This window comes from Azoarcus taiwanensis (genome assembly GCF_012910885.1).
Lineage (GTDB): Bacteria > Pseudomonadota > Gammaproteobacteria > Burkholderiales > Rhodocyclaceae > Azoarcus_F > Azoarcus_F taiwanensis.
Genome location: NZ_WTVM01000052.1, coordinates 1 through 26,736 on the forward strand (window position 1 = coordinate 1; position 26,736 = coordinate 26,736).

Sequence of the window (26,736 nt, forward strand, 5' to 3'; positions counted from 1 at the left end):
ATTCAGCATCGAGCTGCGCGCGCTTAACAAAGAGGGAGAAACCGTCTTCCTGCTGGTGCGCGGTGAGCCGACGCCCGGCAGCGGGGAGAGGTCGCGCCTGGAGGGTACCTTCCACGACATCAGCGACCTGAAGCGCGCTGAGATAGAGCGCGAACGAACCATCACCCAACTCCAGGCCCTGCTCGACGCGTTGCCACAAGGCATCAGCGTAGTGGACAGCAACTTGCGCCTGATGATGTGGAACCGGCGCTTCCACGAGATCCTCGATTTTCCTCAGAAACTCGTCTATCGAAATGCTCGCTTCGAGGATTTCATCCGCTATAACGCGCAACGTGGCGAGTACGGTCCGGGGGATCCGGAAGAGCATGTCACGCAGATCGTCGCGCGGGCACGCGAGTTCAAGCCGCACCGCTTCGAGCGTACGCTGGCTGGTGGCCGTGTGCTGCTTGTCGAGGGCTTACCCTTCACCTTTGGGGGCACGGTCTCCGGCTTCATCACCTGTTACACGGACATTACCGAAAACAAGCGCGCCGACGAGCTGATCGCCCGCCAGCGGGACGTGATGAAGGTGATCATCGACAATTTCCCCGGCGGGGTGTCATTCTGCGACACGGATCTGCGCTTCACTGCCTACAACGAGCAATTCCAGCAACTTCTCGAGTTTCCGCCCGAACTGTTTGCTACGGGCTCGGTGGAGTTCGAGACGCTCGCACGTTTCAACGTCGCTCGTGGCGAGTACGGCCCAGGCGACCCGGAAGAGCAGCTCAACGCTGTCGTTGAGCGCGCCCGGAACTTTCAACCGCACCGGATCGAGCGCCAGCGGCCAAACGGGAGGTGGCTCGAGATCCGGGGCACGCCGGTGCCCAGCGGCGGATTCGTCACCAGTTACATCGACATCACCGAGCGCAAGCAAGCAGAGCACGCGCTCCGGTCCAACGAAGAGCGCTGGAAGTTCGCACTCGAAGGTGCCCGCGACGGCGTCTGGGACTGGAATCTGCAGACCGGCGAAATCCTTTACTCGAAACGCTGGAAGGAGATTTTCGGTTTCACTGACGACGAACCCAATGAAGGCCTGATCGACTGGTCCGAGCGCGTGCATCCGGACGACAGACATGAACTGCGCCGAGCCATCAAAGCTCATCTGAGCGGCGAAACACCCACGATCTCGGTCGAGTACCGGGCACTGTGCAAGGATGGAGTCTGGCGATGGACCCATGCACGCGGAATGGTGGTTGGCCGCGACGAATCCGGAAAGCCTACGCGCGTCGTTGGAACGAATACCGACATCTCCGAGCGCAAGCAGATCGAGGAGGATCTGCGCGATGCCCGGACTGCAGCGGAGATGCGTCGAGAACAGGTGGCCAGCCTGCTGGACAATGCCGACCAGGGCTTCCTTTCCTTCGCAGCGGATCTCGTGGTCGAGCCAGAGTGCAGCCGCAGCTGCGAGACCATGCTCAGCGTTTGGCCGGCAGGGATGGATGCGGCCGGATTGCTGTTCGGCGACGACGAACTCAAGCAAGCGTTGTTCCGCGAGACCATCACCGCGGCACTCGATGAAGCCGATGAGTTCATCAGGGAGGCGATGCTGTCGCTTCTACCGGCAGAGATCCGTCACGGCGATCGATTGCTTCACGCGCAATACAAGATTCTCGACAAGCGCCGAATCATGATGGTGCTCACTGACATCACCGCCGAGCGTTCGATGGCCTCCATGCTCGACAGGGAACGCAAGCGGCTGGAGCTGATCGTGTCTGCAGTCACTGACAGCACCAACTTCTTCGATGCGATCGAAAGCTACCGCGAGCTGCTGACCAGCGGTCTGCCCGGCCTGTTCGCGCGGGACGGCGAATCGCGGGCTGTGGCCAACGAAGTCTATCGCGCCATCCATACATTCAAGGGACTGCTCAACCAGTTCAGCTTCCCTGCCAGCCCCGTTGCGCTGCACGACGTCGAGAGCCAGTTGGCCGATCTGCTGCATGAACAGGGGCTGACGGTCAGGAGAGTCGCAGAAGCCACCCCGCTCGAAATGCTGCGTGCGCGTCTTGCAGAAGACCTGGCGATCCTGTCCGACGCGCTGGGCGACGACTTTCTCAGCCAGGGGCCACGTGTCGCACTGGCCCGCGAAAAGGCAGTCGTCTTCGGCGACCTGGCAGCACGACTGTTGCGCGGCGATCCGCTCGATCCGAGCGAGCCGGCGCTACACGACACCCTCGTGGAGATCTCACGCCTGAGCAAGGTGTCGCTAAAGCAGGCGCTGCTCGATTTCGACGAGATCGTCCGCCAGACCGCCGCACGCACCGGCAAACGCGTTGGCAGGCTCGCGGTCGAGGGTGCTGCAGATATCTGGCTCGAACCCGATCGCTACCGCCCCTTTCTTCAGTCGCTTGGGCATGTCTTCCGCAACGCCGTCGTTCACGGACTGGAGCCCCCCGGTGAGCGTTGCGATGCCGGTAAACCCGACGCGGCGCAGATCAGCTGCGAATACGTGCTGGAGAACGAAGCGATCCGGCTCGTCATCACCGATGACGGCCGAGGGCTTGATCTGCCTGCGTTGCGCCGCAAGGCAGTCGAACAGGGACTGTACGGTGACGAGGCGGTGGATACGGTGGCTGACGACGAGATCGCGCAGCTTGTATTCAAGGATCAGTTGAGCACGCACGGTGAAGCCGACGAACTCGCTGGCCGCGGTGTCGGGCTGGCGGCGGTGATGGGCGAAATCCGTCGCCTTGGCGGAGACATTGACATCAGGACGACAACCGGCCGGGGGACCGCGTTCGTTTTCACCCTTCCCTACGGACAGTGGTACGACGAGCGCTTTTCGGATCATGACGACTGAGGCAACCATGACGCAGATAGACAGGATCATGTCGTCCATCGCTTGTCGCACGAGGGAGTATCTCGGCGCCGAGTTTGGTGTGACCATTACCGCGGCGAACGCCCACTGCAGCGAATCAGACCAACTGACGCTGCCGCGGATGACAACCGTCATTGCCTTGGGAGGAAATATCAATATGCTTGTCGCGTTCGGCTTCGACGAGCGCCTTATCGACCTCATCTTCGACAAGATGACGGAGGGCTTCGAAGTCGGCGAAGATGAAGTGGCGATGTATCGCGAAGCGGCCACCGGCGAAGCAGTGAATACGATCCTGGGGCATTGCACCAGCGATCTTGCGGATGATGCAGGCGGCGTCATCACGATGACGCCTCCCGTGATACTGGAGGGAGTCAAGACAATTCGCCGCATGAAGGACGCGAGTTTCTATACCCAGAACCTGGATTCAATGTTCGGACAGGTTACGGTCAACCTCGTTGGTCCCCGGATGATTTTCGACAACCACCTCGATTACGCGACACAGGAAAACCATGAGCACCGTTGACATCATGATCGTCGATGACTCCCCGATCATCAGACAGAAACTCACCGTCATGCTGGAACAGATCGGCTATCGGGTTGTGCAGACCGCGGCTACCGGCAAGGAGGCCATCGCCGCCTACCGGAGCCAGCGTCCCGATCTCGTCACCATGGACATCACCATGCCCGACATGAACGGCATAGAAGCCACGCGCGCGATCATCGGCGAATTTCCGGACGCAAAGATCGTGATGGTCACATCACACGGGCAGGAGAAAATGGTGCTAGAGGCCCTCAAGGCCGGGGCGAAAGGCTACGTGATCAAGCCTTTCCAGCCCCATGTGGTTTACGAGGCCATTCAAAAGGCCTGCCGTCGGACAGTGGATCAGGCCAAGGTGCAGGCAATCATCGAGCAGCGTACGAACACAACCGAAAGCTGATCCGCACGAGCTTCTGCTCCAGCATCCTTTAACGACGCTGCCCCCGCTCCTGCTCTTCTTCCAGCTTGAGTGCGCGCAAGCGCGCATCGATTGCCGACATCTCGTGGAAATCGCCATCGCCGGCCCGGCGGGCGAGTTCGAGTTGCTCTATCGCAGCCGGCAGACTGCCGCGCAACACATGCACCTCGGCCTGCGCACGATGGTATGCGCTCATGCGACCGAGCGCCGCCTCGGAGCGCGACGACAGCATCCAGTACTGGGCGTTGCCCGTGTTCCGATGCGCCCCATGCCGGGCGCGCCGTGCCGCCTCATCCGCCTGGCCGGACTGCAACAGGGCCTCGATGTAGAGATAGTCCAGCGCGATGTGATCCGGAAACGCGCCAACCGACTTTTCCAGCAGGCCTACGGCTTGGCCATGCTCACGGGCGGCGAACATCACCTCGGCGGCCAGTCCGTCGATGAAGGGCGAAGGTTCGGCTTCCTGGCGCAACGCGGCGACCGCCCGACGCGCCTCCTCCACCCTGCCCGCACGCAGCAAAGCTCGGGCCAGTCCGTACTGATTGAAGATGGTGTCGTTACCCGCTGCGACCCGCGACTCGAAATCGCGCACCACATCAGGGGCGGGACCATTGAGGGTGCGAATCTTGGTCCGTACGAAGCCAAAATCCGGGCTGTCCGGCACTTGGCGGTAGCGCATCTGCGCCACCCGGTTACCCAGGTCGGCCATCCGCTCCTCGGTCAAGGGGTGGGTGCGCAGGTAACCGGGGGCATTGTTCTCGTAGACCCGGGTCGAGCGCTGTAGACGCTCGAAAAATGCCGGCATGCCACGGACGTCAAAGCCTGAGCGCTCCAGAATCTGCAGGCCGATACGGTCTGCCTCACGTTCGAAGGCGCGGGTATAGCCCAGTTGCTGCTGAATTGCGCCGGCCTGGCCGGCCGCGAGCGCCGCCTCGCTGACCTGGGAATTGCTGCGCGCTGCGAGAATCGCCACCAGCACCGAAGCCAGCACCATCATGCTTGCCTGCCCCTGCCGCCCGAAAAGCTGCGCGATATGTCGCTGGGTGACGTGGGCGATCTCGTGTGCGACCACCGACGCCAGTTCAGACTCGGTCTCCGCCGCCAGGATCAGGCCGGTGTGCAGACCAATGAAGCCGCCCGGCATCGCAAAGGCATTGAGCGTGGGGTCGTTGATTGCGAAGAACTCGAAGCCCCGCTCCGGCTGATCACTCGCGGCCACCAGTCGAGCACCGAGACGGTTGAGATAATCCGCTATCTCCGGATCCCCCAGATACGCGGGGTCGCGCCAGCGGATGTCCTGCATGATGGACTGTCCGATTCGTCGCTCCGCCATCGGCGAAAGGTCGGAAGTGGCCACGTCGCCCAAATCGGGGAGCCGCGCAGACGCCGGCGCTGCCGAAACCGCAACGCACAGCAACAGGAGAAAAAGTCGCTTGATCATCGGGTGCTATGATAGCTCGCTCGCGATTCCGTTCCATCGGGATTGTTTCCGTCTGTAGTCGATACCGGCATAGCCTCCAAAACATGAGCCAGAATCTCACTCATTTCGACAACCAGGGCCAGGCGCACATGGTCGATGTCGGCGCCAAGGATGAAACCCGTCGGGTGGCCGTCGCGCGCGGCAGCATTACGATGCAGCCGGACACCTTCGCCATGATCCGGGCCGGCGACGCAAAGAAAGGCGACGTGCTCGGCATCGCACGCATCGCCACGATCCAGGCCTCAAAGAAGACCAGCGACCTGATCCCTTTGTGCCACCCGATCCCGCTTACCCGGGTCGCGGTGGAGTTCCACCTTGACGAAGCCGCGAGCCGCATCGACCTCACTGTGACCGCCGAGACGGTCGGTCGCACCGGCGTCGAGATGGAAGCACTCACCGCGGTCAACGTCGGTCTGCTCACGATCTACGACATGTGCAAGGCGGTCGACCGTTTCATGCGCATGCACGACATCCAGCTCCACGAGAAGCTCGGCGGAAAATCGGGCCACTGGAAGCTCTGACACCCGGTCCACAATGCGCATCCTCGTCGTCGAAGACAGCCGCGACATTCTCGCGAACATCGCCGACTACCTCGCCCTCAAGGGCTACGAGGTCGACTGTGCCGCCGACGGGCTGAGCGGGTTGCATCTGGCAGCGACCGGGAACTTCGATCTCATCGTGCTCGACGTGATGTTGCCGGGCATAGACGGCTACACTTTCTGCAAGCGCCTGCGCGAGAGCGAGCGCTCGAACACCCCGGTCGTCATGCTCACCGCGCGCGATGCACTCGACGACCGCCTGACCGGTTTCGCCAGCGGCGCTGACGACTACCTCACCAAACCCTTCGCCTTGTCCGAGCTGGTCGCCCGAATCGAAGCCATTCTGCGACGCAGTCGTGGGGGCGGTCGGCGTCGGCTCGAGGTCGACGATTTGCAGCTCGATCTCGACACGCTGGAAGTGAGCCGTGCCGGCCGCAGCATCCGGCTCACACCAGCCGCACTCAAGCTGCTCACCTTGCTGATGCAGCGCAGCCCCGCCGTCGTCCCGCGCGATGTGCTCGAAGCCGAGCTGTGGGGCGACTCGCCACCGGATTCGGACAGCCTGCGCAGCCACATTCACGCACTTCGCCAGCAAATCGACAAGCCATTCGAACGTCCGATTCTCGAAACTGTGCACGGCATCGGCTACCGGCTGGCCTCCCATGCTCGCAAAACATAGTCTGCAGCGCCGCATTGTCGCGGCCTTCGTGCTCATGTCCGCGGTCGTCTCGGGACTCTTCGCGCTCGCCATGATCGTCACCATGGATCTCACCGAGCGCAACCTCGCCACCGAACTCATGCAGCAGCAGCTCGAGTTTGTCCTGGAGCTTGAAAACGTCGGCACCCGGCTCGAGCTCGGACCGAACACACGCTACGTCTCGGACCGGGATCCCGCCTGGTCCGACTGGTTGAACGGCTTTCAAGACGGATTCCACGACGCCTACGAACAGGGGAACGAGGTCCACGTGTTCCTGCACACACGAGCCGACGGCCGACACGCGCTGCTCGCAACCCTTGACGAGTTCGAACGTCGCGAGGAGATCATGGAACGCCTCGCGCTGGTCGGTTTCTTCGCCAGCATCGCGGTCGCGCTGGGCCTCGGCCTGCTCATCGCCAACCGGGTCATCGCACCGGTGATCCGTTTGTCGCGACAGGTCAGACGTCGCGAGCAACTGCTGTCGCTCGCCCCGCCACTCGCGACCGACTATGCTGACGACGAGGTCGGTCGGCTGGCCGCGGCCTTCGACGAAGCCCTCGCGCGACTGCGAAGCGCACTCGACCGCGAGCGACTATTCACCAGCGATCTGAGTCATGAGATCCGCACTCCGTTGATGGTCATCGCGAGCAGTTGCGAACTGGTTCGCGCTCGCGGCACGCTCGACCCCGGCCTGGACCGGCAACTCGAGCGGATCGAGCGGGCAGTGATCGAAATGCGCGAGCTCACTGACACCCTGCTGCGTCTGGCCCGGGAGCCCTCACCGGGCGAGGTTGTCGAGTCTACCGGGCTGCGCGAGGCGGCCCAGCAACAGTTCGAGCGCTGGCAACCGGAGGCGGCACGGCGTCAGCTCGATCTCAAGCTGCACGGCGAGGCGGGTGCGCAGCGCTACCCGGCCGCGCTGCTGCACACTGTCATGAGCAACCTGCTGCGCAACGCCCTGCATTACACCGAACAAGGCTTCGTCGCCATTGAACTGCGACCCGAAGGATTCAGCATCGTCGACTCCGGCGCGGGCATTCCGGCCCACGAGCGGGACAAAGTCTTCGCGCCGTTCGTTCGCGGCGACGCAACGCGCGGCGACGGCGTCGGAATCGGCCTTTCGCTGGTTCAGCGTATCTGCGCACGTCAGGGCTGGCGCATTGAACTGCGCAGCCCAGCCAGTGGGGGATGCGAGTTTCGGATCGATCTGGGCACCGACAACGCGTCTTCACGAAATCTTCACGAATCACCGACCTCAGTTTGACGTCCGTCTCCGCATGCTGGCGGCCATCGACAAAGATGGAAGCGAGCGACGATGGACAACCAAGCCGACAACCCGATCGAACTGCCCTTCTCCGCGAAGTACGATCGCAGCCACGCCGAGCAGTACTACAACAAGCACCGTGACGGGCTCGCCCGACGCCTGTCCAACTGGCGCGACATGCAGCTCGCACGCAGGGCGCTGTCCATCGCCGGCGACCCGACGCTGGTTCTCGATCTCCCCTGCGGTGCGGGCCGCTTCTGGCCGGTACTCGCGGAGCATCCGGGCCGGGTCATCGTCGCCGCGGACAACTCCGCGGACATGCTCGAGGTCGCCCGTGCGACCCAGGCGCCGGAGATCGTCGCCCGAGTGCGCACAATGCAGACCTCGGCCTTCGCCATAGATCTGCCAGCCGAGTCGGTGGACAGCATTTTCTGCATGCGTCTGCTCCATCACATCGGCGAGTCCGAGAATCGGCTCGCGATGCTGCGCGAATTCCATCGCGTCAGCCGCGACAGCGTCATCCTGTCGCTGTGGGTAGACGGCAACTACATGGCATGGAAGCGCAAGCGACTCGAGGCGCGGCGCAACACCGCCGGCCGCAAGTCCTACCAGAACCGCTTCGTGCTTCCGGCCAGGCTCGTGGAGCGCGAGTTTGCGGACGCCGGCTTCAGGGTCGCCGCCCGTCTCGACTTCCTGCCACTGCACTCGATGTGGCGGGTCTATGTGTTGAACAAGATCTGAAGATGAACACATCCAGCAGTGGTGCCGCCTTCGCACCTGCGACGACGGTGCGCGCCGGTCTGAGACCGGACCGAAGTCTCAAGAATCTCCTCGGCCCCTACGCACCGTTGGCGGTGATGATGCTGGCGGGCATGATCCTGTTGTCGGCCTCACGGCTTGCGCTGGTCATGTGGCTATGGCCGCGCGTCGAAGCCAGTGGTCTGGGTTGGGAGGTCCTGTGGCAAGGCGTCCGGGTCGACCTGATTCAAGTCTCCCTGCTCGCGGTCGTGCCCATTCTCGTCGCTCCCCTGCTCGCCCACCGCTTCGGCTGGGCAGTCTGGCGCCGCTTCACCACCGCCTGGGCAATAGGCGGCCTCACCCTGCTGGTCTTCCTCGAGATCGTCACCCCAGCCTTTATCCTGGAGTACGAGGTCAGACCCAACCGGCTGTTCGTCGAGTACCTGATCTACCCGCGTGAAGTCGTGACCATGCTCTGGCGAGGCTTCAAGCTGCCGGTAGTGGTCGCGATCTCGGTGACTGCGCTCTCCGTGGTTCTGACCCGGCGCCTCATGCGCACCCCCGCTGCGCAGGCCAGACCCTGGCGGTGGTGGATCGTGTGGCTCAGCTGGCCGCTCGTCGTGCTTGCGCTGGCGCTGGCGATCCGCTCGACGCTCGATCACCGCCCGGTGAATCCCGCCTCTTTTGCGCTCAGCTCCGACACCCTGGTCAACAGTCTGATCCTGAACTCGACGTGGTCGGTGGCCCACGCCCTTTACGGCCTGCGCAACGAGAACGTTTCGAGCGAGATCTACGGCAAGCTCGATACCGAGACCATGCTCGAGACCGTGCGCGATGCACGCCAGTCGCTCGGTGCGCCCACTGCAGTGGTCAACTCTGCCGAGTTGCCGACAATGACGCGCCTCACACCCACCGCCAACCGCACCCGTCCTCTGAATCTGGTCATCATCCTGGAAGAGAGCCTCGGCGCGACCTTTGTCGAGTCCCTCGGCGGTTTGCCGGTCACGCCCGAACTCGAGCGGCTGAAGCAAGAGGGATGGTGGTTCGAGCGCCTGTACGCAACCGGTACTCGTTCGGTACGAGGCATCGAAGCGGTCGTGACCGGATTTCCGCCGACCCCGGCGCAAAGCGTGGTCAAGCTTGCGAAGGCCCAGGGCGGCTTCACTACGCTCGCGGCCATTCTCGAACGCGAAGGCTACCGCACGAGCTTCATCTATGGGGGCGAAGCGCATTTTGACAACATGCGCGGCTTCTTCATGGCAAACGGCTTCCAGACCGTGATCGACCAGAATGACTATCCGAACCCGGTATTCAAGGGAAGCTGGGGTGTTTCGGACGAAGACCTGTTCGACCGAACCCATCAGGAACTGCTCGCGCAGCACCAGACCGATACACCCTTCTTCACCCTGGTGTTCACATCGTCAAACCATTCTCCGTTCGAGTTTCCAGATGGACGGATCGAACTGTTCAATCCGGAAAAGGCAACAGACAACAATGCGGTGAAATACGCCGACTACGCACTTGGCCGCTTCATCGACCAGGCCCGATCGAGTGCTTACTGGCAGGACACCCTGTTTCTCATAGTCGCCGATCACGACATTCGCGTTCGCGGCGAGGAGCTTGTGCCGATCGAACGCTTCCACATCCCGGGGCTGATTCTCGGTGCTGATGTCCAGGCGCGACGAATCCAGACCGTCGCCAGCCAGATCGACCTGCCGGTCACGATGCTGTCGCTGATGGGTATCGAAGCCGAGCACCCAATGATCGGACGCGACCTGTCGGCCGAAGCCGGCACCCTGCCCGGACGCGCGATGATGCAGTACGAAAACCTCTATGCCTGGATGGAGGGTGACGATGTCGTCGTACTCAGGCCGGAACACGCGCCCGCCTTCGGTCGATTCGACCCGACGCACAAGCGGCTCGAGGAAACGCCTGCGCCACCGCACGGCGAGGTGCTCGCGACCCGCGCACTCGCCCATGTGCAACTCGGCTCGTGGCTTTACCGAACCGAACGCTACCGCCTCCCCGATGCAGAGACCGGAACGGCGAGACGCGGGCTCGATGCGCGGGACGGATAAAGCACTGAGCGAATCCACCTCACCCGCCACCCCGCTGCATGGCGCGGTCGAGGCGCGTGAGCAAGGCGGTTCGTGCGCGCTCGTCACCTCCCTCGAAACGATAGCGCGCACACAGGCGCGGCAAGGTCAGCAAACCGATGCGGCGGGGCTCGAGCGGTTCGAGCAGAATTGTCAGCCGCAACGCCCCGTCGTTAAGCTCAAGCGACAGAGATGCATCGCTTCGCACGCCTTGCGGCCAGGCCTTGCGCAAATCCCGTTCAAACTCCGCGGGCGTCGCAGCCACTTCGCGATCGAGAGCCTCGGGAACCGGCCCATTGATGAAGGCCAAGCTCAGCCGCCCGCGATCGGAGGCCAGATGGCCAACTCGTCGCCGTCGGTGAGCGCACGATCGGCGCGCGCGGACGGTGGAATGTAGACACCGTTAACCAGTACCAGATGCGCACTCATCTCGGGAATGCGGTAATCGCGAATCATCTGTTGCACCGTGGTGCCCTCGGCGACCTGCAAGGAGAGCACATTCCCCTTGCGATCAGGTGGCAGATAGTCGGAAAGTGAAGCAAAGAGCTTGAAGGTGATCTGCATCAGCAACCCATAATCAACTGCTCACGCGCCCGCCCCAACAGCGGGCGCGTGGCTTTATCGAGCCAGCGCCTGAGGTTGGTGACAACGCGCGATGTAGGCATCGACGAACTGCAGCGGATACTCGAGCAGGCGGTCGCGCCATGAGCCGAGGCGGACCTGACTCTGGATCAGCCCGCGCAACGCACCGACGTGTTCGGTGAGACCGATGGAGGTCGCCCCGATCAGCACGTCGTCCCTGAACTGCAGGCTGAGATAGCGCCAGCCGCGCTCATCGACGAGTTCGACGCCGCGCCCCCCGTTCTCGGCCTTGTCTCCCCACCACTGGCCGAACGAGGACGAGATCAGACCAAGAGTATCGAGCACGTTGATCGCCAACACCCCTTTCATGTGGGTCTCCTGCCCCGCCATGTTGAGCGCCGCAACGCGCGCCTGATCCGCAGCATTCGGCTGGATCGCGGACACGAGGTGGGCGCCTGTGAACAGGTCCGGCGCCTCGGCGACATCGCCGGCGGCATAGATCTCCGGGACACTGGTACGCATCGTGTCATCCACCAGCACTCCCTTGGCGACCTGCACACCGGTACCCTCGAGAAAACCGACGTTGGGCGCGACACCCGCCGAGACGATGACCAGATCGCAGGCCATCCTGTCGCCGTTGGACAGTGTCACCGACAAGGGCGCATCACCACCTGCGGCTGCGTCGATGCGCTCGACACCCGCCGAGGTGATTACCCGGATGCCCTTGTCCTCGACCCACTGCTTGATCATGCCGCCGGCCTTGGGCGTCATCATTCGCGGCACCATGCGGTCACCCATTTCGACCACGGTCAGCGACACGCCGCGCTCGATGAAGGACTCCATGATGATGCAGCCGATGAAGCCGGCGCCCAACTGCAAGACCCGCGCGCCGGGTTTGGCGTAGCGCGCGATCGCGCGCGCATCCTCGAGCGTCCAGCAGGTCTGGACCTGGGGCAGGTCGATACCCGGAATCGGCGGACGGATCGGATGCGAGCCGGTGGCGACCAGCAGCCGGCCGTAGTCCTCGAAATGGCCGTCGGCAAACAGCACCCGCCTTGCCCCGGTATCCACCGACACCGCCCGCGCGCGCAGCTCACGCACGCGCAATTGCTCGAAATGGCCCGGCGCCTTGCGCAGGTAGGTACCGCTCTCGTCGATGTTCTCTTCGAGCAGATAGGGAATCGCCATCCGCGAATACGGTGGCGCATCCTCGGCGCCGACGAGCAGAATCTCATCGTCTGGCGCCGCATTGCGCAGGGTCTCGGCCGCAATCACGCCGGCCGGGCCATTACCCAGAATCAAGTGTTTCATGCGGAGTTCCTCTGTGGTTGAGGGCTGATCCGTAGGACACGCGTGGCACGCACGCAAGAACGCACAGCCACGCCTGATGACCGTCCGTCAGGCGACGCCCGGTGACCCGCGACGCGGGCCACCGGCGTCACAAGCTCACAGACCAAGTCGCTGACGGGTGTCGGCAGTGGGCTCGCCCTCCGGCGTCCAGCCGCGAACCTGGTAGTACTCAGGCAGCATCTTGGCCAGACCGTTGACCAGCCCCTTGGCCGGACCGGTCTTGGCCGGCTCCTGGGTCAGTCGCGGCGGCAGGTTGTCGTCCTTGGCGGTGAATCCGGCCGCATTGTTGAACATGCGCTCCATGTTCCAGATGCGCTCGCCGACCTCGTTGAGCTTGTCCATGGTCCACTCACCCTCACAGGCCGCGTCCAGCTGCGGCTGCACGTCTGCCAACGTCCAGGCAAACGAGGTGAATACACAGATGCCGGCCGAGTCGAACACCGCAGTGGCATCCTGGAAGGCCTTGACCAGCTCCGGCTTGCCGTCGGTCGCGAGCGGATCGGTCTTGACCGGGATGCCGAGCACTTCGGAGGCCACGGTGTAACCGCGCAAGTGGCAGGCGCCGCGGTTGGAGGTCGCATACGCCAGGCCCATGCCCTGGATGCCGCGCGAATCGTAGGCCGGGAATTCCTGACCCTTGACACTCATCGACAGCTCGGGGTGGCCGTACTTGGCGCACAGGCGCTTGCTGCCCATGCCCAGCTCCTTGCCGAAACCCTCGCCAACCGCGGTCATCTCGACCATCTTTGCCAGCGCCTCGGCTGAGCCGAACGGCGAATCGATGCCGATCTGCTCGGCGGTGAGCACCCCCATCTCGTACAACTCCATCGCTGCGCCGACCGTCGCACCGAAGGAGATCGGATCCATGCCCTGCTCGTTGCAGATCAGGTTGGCGTATTGCAGCGCCTCGAGGTCACCCACGCCGTTGGCCGCGCCGAGCGCCCAGGCCGCCTCGTACTCGAGACCACCGGAGGCGCCCCAGTATTTCGGGCTGTTCTTGACTGTGAAGTGGCCCTTGTCGATTTCGGAGATCCTGCCGCAGGCGATGGTGCAGCCGAAGCACGCGGCATTGGTCACGAGGTGGGTCTTGCCGTCGGACTCGCGCTTCTCGTGCATGGCCTCGGCGGAGATCTTGGAAGCGTCCTCGAACTGCACGTCGCGGTGGTTGCGCGTCGGCAGCGCGCCGATCTCGTTGATCACGTTCATCAGCACCTGAGTGCCGTACTTCGGCAGGCCCTGGCCGGTCACCGCATTGTCGTGCAGGACCTTCTTGGCCTCGTTGGTCGCCTTCATGAAGGCCGGGAAGTCCTTCACGTTGCCGACACCGCGAGTGCCGCGCAACGCGACCGCCTTCAGGTTCTTGGAGCCCATGACCGCGCCCACGCCGGAACGGCCGGCCGCGCGGTGCAGATCATTGACCACACAGGCGTAGAGCACCTGGTTCTCACCCGCCTTGCCGATGGAAGAGATACGGATCTGCGGATCCTGATGCTGGGACTTGATGATCTCTTCAGTTTCCCAGCAGCTCTTGCCCCACAGGTGGGAAGCGTCGCGCAGTTCGGCCTTTTCGTTCTCGACGAACAGATACACCGGCTTGGGCGACTTGCCCTCGAAGATGATCATGTCCCAGCCGGCGAACTTCATCTCGGCACCGAAAAAGCCGCCGGAGTTCGAGCAGGCGATCGCACCGGTCAGCGGTCCTTTGGTGACCACGGTATAGCGGCCGCCGGTCGAGGCCATGGTGCCGGTCAGCGGACCGGTGGCCATGATCATCTTGTTGTCCGGCGACAGGGGATCGACCTTGGGGTCGATCTCGGAGATCAGATACTTGCTCGCCAGGCCGCGCGAACCAAGATAGTCTTGCGCCCACTGCATGTTGAGCGGCTCTTCGGTACAGGTACCCGCGGTGAGGTTCACCCGCAGGATCTTGCGTGTCCATGCCATGTCAGTCTCCTCAGGCGGCGGTTGCGGGGGTGTTGGCCTTGGCGGCCCAGGCCTGCATGCGGTCGTAACCGGTCCAGTTGGCGTCCACGTAGGTGATCGCCTCGGTCGGACAGGCTTTCGCACAAGCCGGATCACCAGCGCACAGGTCGCACTTCTGTACCTTGCCGCTGACCTGGTTGTAGTTGATGGTGCCGAAAGGACAGGCGATCGTGCACACCTTGCAGCCGACACAGGTATCGGCGAAGACTTCCTTCGCGCCGGTCGCCTTGTTGATCCGGATCGCATCGACCGGACAGGCGTTCAGGCACCAGGCTTCGGTGCACTGGGTACAGGTGTATGGCACCTTCCGCCCCTCGTGCTCGAAGTTGAAAACCTTGATCAGGGAATTGGCGGGGTTCATGACCCCGGTGTGCTCATACGAGCAGGCCATTTCGCACTGCAGACATCCAGTGCACTTGGCGGGGTCGATTACGAGGGACTTCCACATCTTGTCCATCCTCCATATGTTTTATTGTTCATAGCGCTACCGGGCCACTATAGGACAATCCAAAGCCACCGGCCAGAACCCACACCGCGGACTGCGGTATACCCCTATCCGGGAATCGCCACAGCCTTGAGAGCAGGCCGAACCCATGCTCCTGACAGGCTGCTAGGATGAAGCCATGCACCGAGCACCACGCCTCCCGCCATTCGCCGCAGTGCTTCTTGCGATGCTTTGCCACACCGGCAAGACCACGGCATCCGAGACCGTGGTCACCACGGCGGAAGAGAGCATGCTCGAGACCATCGTCGTGACCGACACACCCCTCGTGGATGAAAGCTTCGAACGTCCCTACGCCATCGACGTTGTCGACGCCGACGAGTTCCGCGGCAGCATCGTCGGCGTCAATGCCTCCGAGTTGCTGTCACGGGTGCCGGGAGTCATCGCCCGCAACCGCCACAACTACGCGCAAGACCTCCAGATCTCGGTGCGCGGCTTCGGCAGTCGCACCGCCTTCGGCGTGCGCGGCGTCCGGCTGATAGGCGACGGTATCCCGGCTAGCAATCCGGACGGTCAGGGTCAGGCCGCGTTATTCAACCTCGACACAGTGGAGCGGGCCGAGGTCATCCGCGGACCCTTTGCCGCACTCGAGGGCAACCATGCTGGCGGCGTCATACGCTTCCACTCCAGGACCGGAAGCGGACCACCCCGCTTGGAGGCCCAGGCTCTGGCCGGCGCCTGGGGTACCCGCCGCTTCGGCCTTCGCGCCGAAGGCGAGCGAGGGGGAGTCGGCTACCTCTTCGATTCGTCACGCTTCGAGACGAGCGGATTTCAGAGACACAGCGCCGCCCGCCGTGACACCGGCTTTGCCAAGCTCGACCTAAACCCGGCCGATGATCTGCGACTGACTCTGGTCGCCAATTCCTTGACGCAGCCCTACACCGATGACCCTCAGGGCCTGAGCTACAACACATGGCGAGACCAGCCCCGCACCACCGAAGCGCCCGCGAGGGACTTCAACACCCGCAAGCGGATACGCCACCTGCAGGGTGGTGTCCGTATGGTGCACACGGTGGGCGACAACGAGCTCACCCTCAACCTTCATGGCGGCACCCGGCGGGTGGTTCAGTTCCAGTCGATCCCGGTGGCACCGCAAGCCAATCCGCGTCATGCCGGTGGAGTGATCGACCTCGACCGGCGCTTCGAGGGATTGGGTTTGCGCTGGTCGCGCGACATGGATCTTGGCACCGCCTTCGCGAATGTTTCGGCTGGCGTCGACTTCGAGCGTTCGAAGGACGTGCGCCGCGGTTTCGAAAACTTCATCGGCGACAGGATCGGCGTGCGCGGTGCGCTGCGTCGGGACGAGTCGAACTCGGTCAGCAGTCTCGCTCCCTATGTGCTCGCAAGCTGGGCCGACGGGCCGTGGACCTGGTCGGGCGGAGTCCGTTACAACCAGGTGCGATTCGAGGTTCGCGACCGCTACATCGCAGCCGGCAACCCAGACGACAGTGGCCGGCTCGCCTTCTCCCGCATCACCTCTGCAGTCGGGCTGGCCTATGCACTCTCCCCCTCCATCCAGGTATTCGCGAGCATGGGAACCGGATTCGAAACGCCAACCCTGAACGAACTCTCTTACGCGACGCCGGAATCGGGTTTCAACTTCGCGCTGGGGCCTTCGCGTAGCCGACAGTGGGAAGTCGGTCTAAAGCATCGCAACGGTGCGAACACCCGCTTCGACCTGGTGCTGTTCTCGATCGACACCCGCAACGAAATCGTGGTCTCCGCCTCGGCGGGCGGCCGCACCAGTCACACCAACGCTGCCCGAACCCGGCGCGACGGGCTGGAGTTCGGATTCGCGACCGAACTGGGCGCTGGCTTGAGCGCTAGCGGTGCCGTTACTCTCATCGACGCCCGTCACACCCGTGGGTTCGAGTCCGGCGACAATCACATCGACCGCGGCAACCGCATGCCGGGTATCGCGAAGCTGACTGCTTACGGGGAAATCGCATGGCGACCGGCAGAGGGGGTCCGCGTCGGGCTGGAGGCGGAGCATCGCGGGCGCCTTTGGGTCGAGGACCGCAACCGGGCACGTCCTGCGCCGGCACACACTCTGCTTCATTTGTCGGCGAACGCCGAGCAAAAGGTGGGGCCCTGGACCTTCGGGCAAACGTTCCGAATCGACAATCTCGCCGACAGGCGGCATGTCGCATCAGTCATCGTGGGCGCTGCGGGTGAGCGCTTCTACGAGCCTGGCCCGCCCCGCAGCTGGTTCGCGGGGCTGCGGCTGTCGCACACTTTCTGAGACTCGCGGTAGCCGCGGTCAGCGTTCCGGAAGATACGCCGGACGCAGCAAGACAACCCCTCAGGACGATGCTTTGCGCACCATCGGCACGCATCGACGACCAGTCCGATCAGGAAGCAGATGCATCACCCTTCGGCCCCTCGCCGCCACCGCCTGCACCAGTCCCGCCGCCTCCCTTGGCCCGACGGCGCGGACTGCGACGAAAGGGCTTCTTGGCCGCTGCGGCCGCCGGCTTTTCGACGTTGGCCGGTTTCTGCGGTTTGCTTCGCGCCGGAGACGGACCTTTGGCTGCACGTTTGCGCGCCGAAGCTCCAGCCCCCGCTGAAACCGGTTCCGGGGCGCCGACACGATTGACCGGCGAGAGGGAAATCTCAAGCTCATTCAGCTCGTCCCATTCCGCATCGGTGCGCTCGCCATCGGGAATGGCGAGCAGCATTTGCAGCCGCCTGCGCGGGGAGATTGGTTCCTGATCGTTCATCATTAAGTCTTCACGTTATCGCAAGAAATCGCTGGCACCGCTCTTTGAGCGGTAAAGGCATCGCACCAGAGAGCGCACCGAGACGCAAACGCGCGCACATCTGGCGCTCCGCTCAAGGTTTTCGCGCTGAATCAGCAGCAAGCAAACGCTCAAAGTCTTCGGCAGGCACTGGCGGGCTGAACAAATAGCCCTGATACGCGTAACACGCCTTTTCGGCCAAAAACGCCAACTGCGCGAGGGTTTCGACCCCTTCCGCGACCACCGTCAGTCGCAGCGCGCGCGCCATTGCCACAATCGCGGCGGCAATCGCCATGTCGTTGGCGTCATCGGGAATATCCCGAACGAAGCTTCTATCGATCTTGAGCACGTCGATCGGAAATCGCTTCAGATAGGCCAGCGACGAGTAGCCGGTACCAAAGTCGTCGATGGCGAGTTTTACACCAAGTGACTTGAGTTGTCCAAACCGTTCTGCAGCAAGCGTCTCCTGCCCCATGATGACGCTCTCGGTCAACTCGAGCTCCAGACGGTTCGGATCGAGACCCGTCTCGTGCAGAATTCCGGCAATACGCACCGGCAACTCAGCCTGCCAGAGCTGGCGTGCGGACAGATTCACGGCAACATCGAGCTCGGGGAGACCGTGTCTGCTCCACTGTACCGCCTGTCGGCAAGCCTTGCGCAACACCCATTCACCGATCGCTTCGATCAGCCCGGTCTCCTCGGCAACCGGTATGAAATCCGATGGCTGCACAAGGCCGAGATCCGGACTGAGCCAGCGGAGCAGCGCCTCGCAACCGATGATGCGACCACCGTCAACGGCAAGCTTGGGTTGATAGTGCAGGATGAACTCCTCACGCTCGACCGCTCGTCGCAGACGCGTTTCCAGCTCAATGCGTTTCTGGGCTGCCACACCAAGCTCTGCGGTGAAATAGCTGAAGGTCTTGCGCCCATCTTCCTTCGCTTTGTAAAGCGCGGCGTCGGCATGCTGGATCAACCCCACAGGGGTATCGCTGTCACGCGGAAAAATGCTGATGCCCACACTCGTGCCGACGTAGACCTCCTGCCCTCCGGACAGCGTGAAGGGCATGTCGAGCAGAGCAATGAGTGACTCGGCGACAAGACCGGCCTCGCTCGGATCCTCGAGTCTTTCCAGAACGTGCAGGAACTCGTCGCCACCGAGGCGAGCGAGCGTATCCTCTGCCCGCACCCTCGTGGCGAGTCTTTTCGCAATCTGCTTCAGCAACTCGTCGCCGACCGGATGGCCGAAGCTGTCGTTGATGTTCTTGAACCGGTCGAGATCAACGAAGAGCACGCCCACACCATGACCATGCCGCCGGGCATGATTCAACGCCTGCTCAAGCAGTATCAGCGCAAGCGTGCGGTTCGGGAGACCGGTCAGAGGGTCGTAATGTGCGAGTTGCTGAAGCTGTGCTTCGGATCGCTCGAGCTCGCTGGCGGCCTGCTTCTGCCGGTTCAGGTCGACGTCGATGCAGTAGAGCTCCGGCTCACCGCCGGGACCATCGAGCAACACATGGCTGGAGAAAACGTGTGTCGGACTGCCGTCCTTGCGTTTCAACGTCAGCTCGCCCGCCTCCACCGGCCGACTTCGGTCACCCAACCAGGCTTCGATCGCACTGACAACCCCTTCGCGCATTGGGGCGGGAATGATGAGATCTTCCAGTCGCCGGCCAACCGCCTCCTCTGCGCTGAAACCGTACATCTCCTCGCTCGCGCGATTCCAGTAAATGACGCGGCGCTCGCGATCGTAACCCTGCACCGCAATCGAGGGGGTCCGCTCGAACAACGCCCGGAAGCGGCGCTCGCTCTCGACGAGTTTGTTCGCCGCCTTGCGTTGTGCGGTGCGAATCGCCTCGGGAAGATGATCGAAATAGCCGGGATCCTTGACCAGGAACTCGTCGGCACCCGCCTTGAGTGCGCCGCGCACCGCGGCTTCCTCGCCATCTCCGGTAAGCACCACGGTAGCGATGGCATTTCCACGTTCGCGCAGTTGTTCGAGAAGTTCGAATCCTTCACCATCGGGCAGGTGAAGATCGAGCAGCAAGACGTCGAAAGCGCCGTTGCTGAGCGCGGCGCGCGCGGCCGCGAGCGTCGGTGCAGCCACCAGCTCGCCCACCTGCAGGCGCTTTTTCAGCGTTCGGGCGACAATCTCGAGGTCGTTCGAGTCATCTTCGACGTGCAGCAGACGCATCCCGATTCCTAGCGAGGGGTGCGATTGAGCACGCACCAATACAGCTCGATCTGTTCGGCCACCGCCATGAACTTGCCGAAATCCACCGGCTTGACGATGTAGGAATTCACCCCGAGATCGTAGGCGCGGCAAAGATCGGAGTTGTCATCCGACGAAGTGAGCATTACCACCGGTATCTTTGCGAATCGCTCGTGCGCTTTCAGCCTTTCGAGCACCTGAAGCCCATCGACCCGTGGGAGCTTGATGTCGAGCAAGATGACGGCAGGCAGGGGTTCGCCCGCTTCCCATCGATCGAGATAACCAAGCGCCTCTTCACCATCGCGCGCGACCTCGATCGGGTTGCCGAGACGTTTGCGCGAGAACGCCCGCATGGTCAGGTCAAGGTCAACCGGATTGTCCTCGACAAGCAAGATGGGAGGCGGAAATTCCTGCTGCGTCATTGGGGAAGCTCCACAAAGAAGCGGGCACCATCGCCAGGTGCGCTCTCGGCCCATACCCGGCCACCCAGCCGTTGCGCCGCCTTCGATACAAGCGCGAGGCCAACACCGGTCCCCGCATAGGTCTCGGCGTGGTGCAAACGCTGGAAAATGTCGAATATCTTGTCATGGTACTTCATGTCAAATCCGATTCCGTTGTCCTCGACCCAGATCAGCACTTTGTCATCACGCCTGCACGACCCGATAACGATCCGCGGGTCACCTGCATCCTTCGAGAACTTGATCGCGTTCTCGCAGAGATTGCGCAGAATCAGGCCAAGACCATCACGGTCGGTGCGCACGTTGGTCACCGCGAGGTCGTATTCGAAACGGCAGCGCCTGCGGTCCTCATCGGAAAGCAACCCGATCACCGACTCGATCAGCGGCCGCAACTCAACGTCATGCCGCTCGGTATGCCGACGATCCTCACGCGAGTATGCAAGCAGATCCTCGATGAGTTCGTGCATCTGACCCGCCCCGCGACGAATATGGGCAACAAATGCCCGCTCATCCTCGTTGAGACGTTCGCCACAGGACTCCTGCAGCAACTGACTGTAGCCGGCAATCCCTCTTAGCGGCGCCTTCAGGTCATGCGACACCGAGTAGGAGAATGCCTCGAGTTCCTTGTTTGCGGCCTCCAACTGAGCCGTACGCTCGATGACTCTTCGTTCCAGGTCGGCATTGAGCGCAAACAGCGCTTCATCAGCCTGCTTGCGCTCAGTGATGTCCTGCGCAAAACCGCATACGTACTCCTCGTCCCCCATCCGCAGGTAAACCGATTTGACCTCCTTCGGCACCTGCCGCCCGCTGCGGGAGACATGCACCGTCTCAAAACGAGGGAGATCGCCCGCCTTCAGCGCCTCGAAATGCGCTCGGAAGGCGCCACTGTCGATCATCGGGTCAATGTCGGGCACGCTCATGGTCATCAGTTCGCCCTGCGAGTAACCGAGATTGTTCGCCACAGCCTGATTCACGTAGAAAAACGAGCCATCGGGTCGAACAAGATACATCTCCTGTCCGGCGTTTTCGATGATGAAACGGAAGCGCTCCAACTCCGCCTCGGTACGCTTGAGCGCGTCGATGTCGGTATGGGTGCCGATCATGCGTGTCGCACATCCTTCGGCATCGCGCTCGACGATACCGCCGACCGACATAATCCATTTCCAGCCGCCGTCGCGGGTGGCCATGCGGTACTCCACGCGGTAATCGCCGAGTTCGCCGCTCAGATATCGCCGGTGCGTATCGATGACCCGCGCCCGGTCGTCCGAATGCACTCGTGACAGCCAGGACTCATGTGTCTCCTCGAAACCAAGCGGGTCATAGCCGAGCATGGAGGCATACTGCGGACTGACCGTTACCGCGCCAGTCGTCATGTCCGTATCGTAGAGACCCTGATGGGCTGCATCGAGAGCCAACCGCAGGCGCTCCTCTGACGTCCACAAGGCCTCCTGGACCTCTCGCTCACGGGTTATGTCGAGACTGGAGCCAATAAAGCCCAGAAACGCACCGTCTGCGTTCAGCCTCGGCATGCCGCGTTCGAGCAGCCAGCGATAAGTTCCATCGGCCCGCTTGAGCCGGTATTCCATCGAATAAGGCCTTCGTAACGCCATCGCCTCCTGGTACGTTCGCACGCTGAATTCGCTGTCGAGCGGATGGATGCGATCGATCCATGCATCGCCGAGCTGTTCTTCGAACGAACCGCCGCAGAACTCCAGCCAGCGTCGGTTCACCCAGTCGAGCCCACCATCGGGTGCAGAAGTCCAAAGCAGCGCCGGTGAGGCATTCGCCACACTGTCGAGATGCGCCAGCAGCTGCCGTTGCGCGTCTTCAAGCACACGGCGCTCGGTGATGTCCTGCACGGTACCGATGCGGCCGACTGCCTGCCCCTGCTCATCGCTAACGATCTCGGCCACTTCGCGGACCCACTTGACCTCGTCTCCCGTGACTATGCGATGCTCAATGTCATATGGCACTCCCTCAAGTGCAGCCTCGCTCGCCGCCCTCACGCGGTCGCGATCGTCGGGATGAACCGCCTCGTAGAAAACATCCAGGCTCAGTGGCTGGTCAGGGCTGCGACCGAATATGCGATAGGTCTCATCGGACCATTCCAGCAATCCACTCGGAATGTCGACCCGCCAGCTACCGATCTTCGCCACCGACTGAGCCTGCCGGTAGTTATCCTCGCTACGGCGCAACTCAGCCTCGATGCGTTTGCGTTCGTCGATATTGCGGACCGCCGCGAGCACATACTCCTCAGCACCAACCTGTACCCGCGAAAGGTTGATCTCCAGCCACATCAAGTGCCCGTCGCGGTGTCTTCCCCGCCACTCGAACAACAATCCTTTGCCAGGTTGCGCCCGGTGGATCCATTCGAGCGCCCTCGCCTGAGTGAAAGGCTCCTCTCCGGCACTCAGGTCGCCCACCTCGGCCGAGCACAAATGCTCGCGCGAATATCCGTAGAGCTCGGTAGTCGCGCCATTGACATATAGAATCCGGCCGCTTTCGGGCTCGTGGATGAATACCGGATCCCGCATGCCCTCGAGCATTGCACGGAAACTGTACTCGGTTTGCTGAAGCAGGCGTTCGGCTTCGCGTGCCTCGGCCACAGCGCGGTTCACCAGCCAGTAGAGCGCGAGCGCTGTCACCCCGATAAAGAACCAACCCTTGTAGGTCTGAAGGCGCGCGAGCGTGGCAAAGTCGCCCCCCACCAGCCTCAGCAGCAACTGGTCAGAGCCAAGTATCCAGAGCACACCGAACAGCGCATACAGCAGCACTACCTGCCAGGCACTGATCCGGCGCCCTGCGACCACCTCGATATCGGTCAAGCCCGGTCTCCCCGTTGAAAACTTGACACACGCGGCGGAATCACGCCCCGCCGCCTACCTCACACGGATACTTCGATTTCATAATGATCTGAAAACAGGCCATGGACAAGGAAACATTACACAGAATGACCGTCTGCGGCGACTGACAGCGTGACGATCAATACCAGTAGCCGCCGGGAAACCAGCGTGGCCTGTGGCGCTCCGGGCGTTCCGGAAACCGGTCAATCATGAAGGCGTCGAGCGGTCTTTGCGGCGGAAGCATCTGGCGAAGGCGATCGACCCGTTCCTCGGTAAGCGGGTGAGTCCGCAACCAGGACGGTTCCGGGTTGCCCCACCCCGGCATCAACCAGGCTCGCCACGAACGGGTTACGCGTTCGATCCGCATCAATGCGCGCGCCAGAGCGTCCGGATCCCCAGTCAGTTCGGCCGCAGCCCGATCGGCCTCGAACTCGCGCACCCGCGACAGACCGAGCTGCGCGAGCAACGCCAGTTGCGGCGACAGCAGCAACACGGCCATTGCGAGCCAATTCAACTGCACCGAACCGGCCAGCAAGGCAGGCAGGGACAACAACAGATACAGCTGCGCTGCGAGGGCAAAGAAAGCGGTGATCCGGCTCACATAGTCGGCCAGCCCCATCACCCGCAGGTCGCCGTGCGCGATGTGCGCCACCTCGTGCGCCAGCACGCCGTTCAGTTCGGCCACATCGAGACGTCGCAGCAAACCGTCGGTCAGCGCGATCGCCGAAGCCCGACGGCTACCCACCGCAAACGCATTCACCATCGGACTCGGCACGTGATGCGGTACCGGAATCGACGGCAAACCCGCGCGCTCCGCAAGCAGCGCAAGCATCCGCCACAGACCTGGCGCCTCGTCGGGACGCAGCGCCCTCGCACGATAAAGCCGCAGCGTCATCCGCGTCGCGGCGGCAGGCTGCAGCAACAGTGCCAACAAGCCCGCCACCACGGCCATCCCGAACCCAGCGGGGCCGAAAATCAGATAACCGCCCAGCCCGCAGATCGCCAGCAACACCACAACCAGCAAAAAACTCTGCAGCAGATTGCGCGTCGCGTGTTGTCGGGAGACAGCGCTGTTCATCTTCGTCTCTTCGCCAAAACCGGATGCCGATGAGTGCGGCCAGCTAGCGCATCCTCAGTGGTTCGAGTAGATCCCTCAGTCCATTGTGATCGAGTTCATGCATCAACGCGAGCAGGCGCCCGATCTCGCCCTTCGGAAAGCCCTGACGTGCGAACCATGCAAGATAATGCCCCGGCAGATCGGCGATCGGCCTTCCCTTGTACTTGCCAAACGGCATCTCGCGGGTCACCAGCAGTTCCAGCATCTCAGGGCTTGTCATTGTTCCCTCCCGGCGAAGCAGTTGTGAACGCTGAAATCCGGCCATTCGCCGTGATGCACTCGCCGGTGGCCCCAGTCAAACCTTCCGATGAGCCTTAGAGACCAGACACGACCACCAGACTCCTCCGACTACACTTCGTCGGCTCGCGCTCTGTTCTCATCCTCGTCATCGCCATCGGCCACCACGACGCGGTCTCGCCCCAGGGCCTTCGCCGAGTAGAGTGCCTTGTCCACCCGATGGATCAGCCCCGCGATCGACTCGTCCTGCTGCCACTGTCCCACGCCGAGCGACATGCTGACGGCACCGGCATCATCGTCACCGAGCGTTCGCATGCCCTCTCGAATACGATCCGCAAGTTGCCGGGCGACCGCGATCCGCGTGTTCGGCAGGATCACCATGAACTCCTCGCCACCCCAGCGAATCACTGCATCATCGCGACGAAAGCGCTCGCTTAGCAGTCGCGCCGTGCGCACCAGCACCCGGTCTCCGACCGGATGCCCGTGCCGGTCGTTGATCTGCTTGAAATGATCGATGTCACCGATGATCAGCGCGAATACCGTACCGTCGACACACGCCTCGGCATACCGAAGCTGAAGCTCTGCCTCGCCGGCCCGACGATTGAGCAGGCCGGTGAGCTTGTCGCGGTGGGCCAGTTCATGCAGTCGGCGCTGACGCTGGACGTATTCGCTGATGTCAGTGGCAATGCTGACGTAATGCGTGATCCGCTGCTGATCGTCGCGGACCGCCGCAATGCTCTGTTCGACATGGAACAGCTCACCGTTCTTGCGGCGGTTGGTGAACGTCGCCCGGAACCCCTCGCCACGTTCCAGCGCGCTCCAGAGTCCTTCGTAGAACCCACTGTCATGCTCGCCCGAGCGCAGAATCGCCGGTGTCTGTCCGAGTGCGTCAGCGGCGTCGTAACCGGTCAGGCGCTCGAACGCCTGGTTGACGAACACGATTCGGGCCGCACGATCGGTAATCAAGATCGGGTCGTTCGCAACGTTCAATGCATTTGCGAGCAGACGTCTGTCGCGTTCGGCCTCGAGGCGGGTACTGATGTCCTGCTGCACGGACACGAAATGCGTAACGACGCCATCCGCTCCCCGCACCGGAGAGATGTTCCATTCAACATGGTAGGGCGTGCCATCCTTTCGGTAGTTGATCGCGCTGCCCTGGAAGGGCGTATTTGAGCGCAGGCATGCTCTCAGGCGCGCCAGCACCTGAGGATCGGTGTCCGGCCCCTGCAGAATCCTTGGCGACCGACCGATCAACTCCGCCAGCGCATAGCCGGTCATCTCGCAGAATGCGGGATTGCAGTACTCGATGTGCGGCCCGTCGTCCTCGAGGTTCGCGTCCGTAATCACGATCGCGTTGTACGAGTGCGCGACTGCAGCCTCAAGCAGATCGATACGATTCATTTGACGGTCGGGCTTCCGGTTTCGTTTGGCTCGGTTGGACGAAAGCCGCCTGGACCGTGCACCGGGGGTTGTTCGTTGGTCACTCTAACCATTGACCGATCAGCATCGTTCACCCATATCGGCGTGTGGTCGGGTAGCCATGCAGCACCACGCGATTTCTTCCCAGTCGTTTGGCCTGGTAGAGGGCGGTATCCGCCTCGACAAACAACTGATGCATGAGCGGCCAGTCGGACGCATCGTCGGCATCCCCGTGTTCACGGGCACGATCCACATTAATCTGCACCGTTCTCAGACAGGCCACGCCCACACTCACCGTCACGACAGGCGCAACCTCCGACGCTCCATGCTCGATCTTCAGGTCCCTGACCGCGCGACACATGCGCTCTGCCAGCGCCAGCGCCTCGATGTCACCCTGCAGAGGCAGCAACACGGCGAATTCCTCGCCACCGTAACGGGCCACCATCTCGCCCGCACGTCCGACATGGGCCGCCAGCGCGGACGCTACAGACCTGAGGCATTTGTCGCCCACCAGATGTCCATAAAGGTCATTGTAGTTCTTGAAAAAATCGGGTATACGGATTTAATGGTTGATGGGGCACCTTCACCCCATCAATCTGATACCACCCTCAGATGGTTGATAGATCGACTCCGTAGTTGAGTTCCTCTGCGAAGTCCGGCAGTCCGTAACCGATGGT

The 26,736-nt window shown here is 62.6% G+C and carries 23 protein-coding genes; 9 read left to right on the forward strand and 14 right to left on the reverse strand.

From position 1 onward, the window contains the following. From GPA21_RS10165 to GPA21_RS10175, 3 genes are all read left to right on the forward strand, one after another. On the forward strand, window positions 1-2,836 hold a 2,836-nt coding region (locus GPA21_RS10165; RefSeq protein ID WP_168988087.1), incomplete at its 5' end, for a PAS-domain containing protein. Window positions 2,837-2,843: 7 nt separating this feature from the next. Then, window positions 2,844-3,377, forward strand: a complete 534-nt coding sequence (locus GPA21_RS10170) for a chemotaxis protein CheX (RefSeq protein WP_168988088.1) — start codon at window positions 2,844-2,846, stop codon at window positions 3,375-3,377. Continuing rightward, window positions 3,364-3,792: a response regulator gene (locus tag GPA21_RS10175; RefSeq protein WP_168988089.1), complete on the forward strand. Its 429-nt coding sequence runs from the start codon at window positions 3,364-3,366 to the stop codon at window positions 3,790-3,792. The genes GPA21_RS10170 and GPA21_RS10175 overlap by 14 nt, the downstream gene beginning before the upstream one ends. Before the next feature lie 28 nt (window positions 3,793-3,820). Here the strand turns inward: GPA21_RS10175 and GPA21_RS10180 are convergent, their stop codons facing one another. Beyond that, window positions 3,821-5,251, reverse strand: coding sequence for a beta-barrel assembly-enhancing protease (locus tag GPA21_RS10180; RefSeq protein ID WP_168988090.1), 1,431 nt, complete (start codon window positions 5,249-5,251; stop codon window positions 3,821-3,823). An 83-nt stretch (window positions 5,252-5,334) separates the two neighbouring features. Between GPA21_RS10180 and moaC the strand changes: the two genes are divergently transcribed. Genes moaC through GPA21_RS10205 form a run of 5 tightly spaced genes read left to right on the forward strand, consistent with a single transcriptional unit; the run spans window position 5,335 to window position 10,606 of the window. Beyond that, on the forward strand, window positions 5,335-5,811 hold the full coding sequence (moaC, locus tag GPA21_RS10185) for a cyclic pyranopterin monophosphate synthase MoaC (RefSeq protein WP_168988091.1): 477 nt from the start codon (window positions 5,335-5,337) through the stop codon (window positions 5,809-5,811). 13 nt (window positions 5,812-5,824) lie between these two features. Further along, a complete protein-coding gene (locus tag GPA21_RS10190) occupies window positions 5,825-6,508 on the forward strand; it encodes a response regulator transcription factor (protein ID WP_168988092.1) in 684 nt (227 codons plus the stop codon). Beyond that, window positions 6,492-7,790, forward strand: a complete 1,299-nt coding sequence (locus tag GPA21_RS10195; protein ID WP_168988093.1) for a sensor histidine kinase — start codon at window positions 6,492-6,494, stop codon at window positions 7,788-7,790. The genes GPA21_RS10190 and GPA21_RS10195 overlap by 17 nt, the downstream gene beginning before the upstream one ends. A gap of 51 nt (window positions 7,791-7,841) precedes the next feature. Further along, complete coding sequence (locus GPA21_RS10200) at window positions 7,842-8,531, forward strand: class I SAM-dependent methyltransferase (RefSeq protein ID WP_168988094.1); 690 nt, start codon at window positions 7,842-7,844, stop codon at window positions 8,529-8,531. A 2-nt stretch (window positions 8,532-8,533) separates the two neighbouring features. Further along, on the forward strand, window positions 8,534-10,606 hold the full coding sequence (locus GPA21_RS10205; protein WP_168988095.1) for an LTA synthase family protein: 2,073 nt from the start codon (window positions 8,534-8,536) through the stop codon (window positions 10,604-10,606). A gap of 19 nt (window positions 10,607-10,625) precedes the next feature. On the opposite strand, the gene GPA21_RS10210 is transcribed toward GPA21_RS10205, so the two are convergent. From GPA21_RS10210 to GPA21_RS10230, 5 genes are all read right to left on the reverse strand, one after another. Further along, entirely contained in the window at window positions 10,626-10,934 is a 309-nt protein-coding gene (locus GPA21_RS10210; RefSeq protein ID WP_168988096.1) for a hypothetical protein, read from the reverse strand. Between the two features lie 2 nt (window positions 10,935-10,936). Next, window positions 10,937-11,188 carry a MoaD/ThiS family protein gene (locus GPA21_RS10215; protein ID WP_168988097.1) on the reverse strand — a complete coding sequence of 84 codons (252 nt, stop codon included), beginning with the start codon at window positions 11,186-11,188 and terminating at the stop codon, window positions 10,937-10,939. Between the two features lie 54 nt (window positions 11,189-11,242). Then, on the reverse strand, window positions 11,243-12,517 hold the full coding sequence (locus GPA21_RS10220; protein ID WP_168988098.1) for an NAD(P)/FAD-dependent oxidoreductase: 1,275 nt from the start codon (window positions 12,515-12,517) through the stop codon (window positions 11,243-11,245). Between the two features lie 135 nt (window positions 12,518-12,652). Beyond that, window positions 12,653-14,500 carry an aldehyde ferredoxin oxidoreductase family protein gene (locus tag GPA21_RS10225; RefSeq protein ID WP_168988099.1) on the reverse strand — a complete coding sequence of 616 codons (1,848 nt, stop codon included), beginning with the start codon at window positions 14,498-14,500 and terminating at the stop codon, window positions 12,653-12,655. A gap of 10 nt (window positions 14,501-14,510) precedes the next feature. Next, window positions 14,511-14,987 carry a 4Fe-4S dicluster domain-containing protein gene (locus tag GPA21_RS10230; protein WP_168988100.1) on the reverse strand — a complete coding sequence of 159 codons (477 nt, stop codon included), beginning with the start codon at window positions 14,985-14,987 and terminating at the stop codon, window positions 14,511-14,513. 175 nt (window positions 14,988-15,162) lie between these two features. Here GPA21_RS10230 and GPA21_RS10235 point away from each other — a divergent pair, with 175 nt between their 5' ends. Continuing rightward, entirely contained in the window at window positions 15,163-17,283 is a 2,121-nt protein-coding gene (locus tag GPA21_RS10235; protein ID WP_168988101.1) for a TonB-dependent receptor family protein, read from the forward strand. A gap of 109 nt (window positions 17,284-17,392) precedes the next feature. On the opposite strand, the gene GPA21_RS10240 is transcribed toward GPA21_RS10235, so the two are convergent. The 8 genes from GPA21_RS10240 to GPA21_RS10275 form a co-directional block, all read right to left on the reverse strand. Next, entirely contained in the window at window positions 17,393-17,761 is a 369-nt protein-coding gene (locus tag GPA21_RS10240; protein WP_168988109.1) for a hypothetical protein, read from the reverse strand. 112 nt (window positions 17,762-17,873) lie between these two features. Next, window positions 17,874-19,967: a putative bifunctional diguanylate cyclase/phosphodiesterase gene (locus GPA21_RS10245; protein ID WP_168988102.1), complete on the reverse strand. Its 2,094-nt coding sequence runs from the start codon at window positions 19,965-19,967 to the stop codon at window positions 17,874-17,876. Between the two features lie 8 nt (window positions 19,968-19,975). Next, window positions 19,976-20,407, reverse strand: coding sequence for a response regulator (locus GPA21_RS10250; protein ID WP_168988103.1), 432 nt, complete (start codon window positions 20,405-20,407; stop codon window positions 19,976-19,978). Then, window positions 20,404-23,268: a PAS domain S-box protein gene (locus GPA21_RS10255; protein ID WP_168988104.1), complete on the reverse strand. Its 2,865-nt coding sequence runs from the start codon at window positions 23,266-23,268 to the stop codon at window positions 20,404-20,406. Before GPA21_RS10255 ends, GPA21_RS10250 begins: the two co-directional genes overlap by 4 nt. A 157-nt stretch (window positions 23,269-23,425) precedes the next feature. After that, window positions 23,426-24,364 carry a M48 family metalloprotease gene (locus tag GPA21_RS10260; protein WP_168988105.1) on the reverse strand — a complete coding sequence of 313 codons (939 nt, stop codon included), beginning with the start codon at window positions 24,362-24,364 and terminating at the stop codon, window positions 23,426-23,428. A 43-nt stretch (window positions 24,365-24,407) separates the two neighbouring features. Beyond that, window positions 24,408-24,608, reverse strand: coding sequence for a DUF3820 family protein (locus GPA21_RS10265; RefSeq protein WP_339379879.1), 201 nt, complete (start codon window positions 24,606-24,608; stop codon window positions 24,408-24,410). Between the two features lie 143 nt (window positions 24,609-24,751). Then, complete coding sequence (locus tag GPA21_RS10270) at window positions 24,752-26,041, reverse strand: sensor domain-containing diguanylate cyclase (protein WP_168988107.1); 1,290 nt, start codon at window positions 26,039-26,041, stop codon at window positions 24,752-24,754. A 109-nt stretch (window positions 26,042-26,150) separates the two neighbouring features. Then, the gene (locus GPA21_RS10275; RefSeq protein WP_339379880.1) at window positions 26,151-26,621 is read right to left on the reverse strand and encodes a diguanylate cyclase; all 471 of its coding nucleotides are present in this window, start codon (window positions 26,619-26,621) and stop codon (window positions 26,151-26,153) included. Window positions 26,622-26,736 lie beyond the last annotated feature (115 nt).

Bases quoted from the DNA above. Each gene is read 5' to 3' on its own strand.
- GPA21_RS10270 (WP_168988107.1), bottom strand. From the start codon at position 26,041: ATGAATCGTATCGATCTGCTTGAGGCTGCAGTCGCGCACTCGTACAAC.
- GPA21_RS10260 (WP_168988105.1), bottom strand. From the start codon at position 24,364: ATGAACAGCGCTGTCTCCCGACAACACGCGACGCGCAATCTGCTGCAG.
- GPA21_RS10230 (WP_168988100.1), bottom strand. From the start codon at position 14,987: ATGTGGAAGTCCCTCGTAATCGACCCCGCCAAGTGCACTGGATGTCTG.
- GPA21_RS10195 (WP_168988093.1), top strand. From the start codon at position 6,492: ATGCTCGCAAAACATAGTCTGCAGCGCCGCATTGTCGCGGCCTTCGTG.
- GPA21_RS10225 (WP_168988099.1), bottom strand. From the start codon at position 14,500: ATGGCATGGACACGCAAGATCCTGCGGGTGAACCTCACCGCGGGTACC.
- GPA21_RS10235 (WP_168988101.1), top strand. From the start codon at position 15,163: ATGCACCGAGCACCACGCCTCCCGCCATTCGCCGCAGTGCTTCTTGCG.
- GPA21_RS10175 (WP_168988089.1), top strand. From the start codon at position 3,364: ATGAGCACCGTTGACATCATGATCGTCGATGACTCCCCGATCATCAGA.
- GPA21_RS10215 (WP_168988097.1), bottom strand. From the start codon at position 11,188: ATGCAGATCACCTTCAAGCTCTTTGCTTCACTTTCCGACTATCTGCCA.
- GPA21_RS10180 (WP_168988090.1), bottom strand. From the start codon at position 5,251: ATGATCAAGCGACTTTTTCTCCTGTTGCTGTGCGTTGCGGTTTCGGCA.
- GPA21_RS10205 (WP_168988095.1), top strand. From the start codon at position 8,534: ATGAACACATCCAGCAGTGGTGCCGCCTTCGCACCTGCGACGACGGTG.
- GPA21_RS10265 (WP_339379879.1), bottom strand. From the start codon at position 24,608: ATGCTGGAACTGCTGGTGACCCGCGAGATGCCGTTTGGCAAGTACAAG.
- GPA21_RS10250 (WP_168988103.1), bottom strand. From the start codon at position 20,407: ATGACGCAGCAGGAATTTCCGCCTCCCATCTTGCTTGTCGAGGACAAT.
- GPA21_RS10245 (WP_168988102.1), bottom strand. From the start codon at position 19,967: ATGCGTCTGCTGCACGTCGAAGATGACTCGAACGACCTCGAGATTGTC.
- GPA21_RS10240 (WP_168988109.1), bottom strand. From the start codon at position 17,761: ATGAACGATCAGGAACCAATCTCCCCGCGCAGGCGGCTGCAAATGCTG.
- moaC (WP_168988091.1), top strand. From the start codon at position 5,335: ATGAGCCAGAATCTCACTCATTTCGACAACCAGGGCCAGGCGCACATG.
- GPA21_RS10170 (WP_168988088.1), top strand. From the start codon at position 2,844: ATGACGCAGATAGACAGGATCATGTCGTCCATCGCTTGTCGCACGAGG.
- GPA21_RS10190 (WP_168988092.1), top strand. From the start codon at position 5,825: ATGCGCATCCTCGTCGTCGAAGACAGCCGCGACATTCTCGCGAACATC.
- GPA21_RS10200 (WP_168988094.1), top strand. From the start codon at position 7,842: ATGGACAACCAAGCCGACAACCCGATCGAACTGCCCTTCTCCGCGAAG.
- GPA21_RS10220 (WP_168988098.1), bottom strand. From the start codon at position 12,517: ATGAAACACTTGATTCTGGGTAATGGCCCGGCCGGCGTGATTGCGGCC.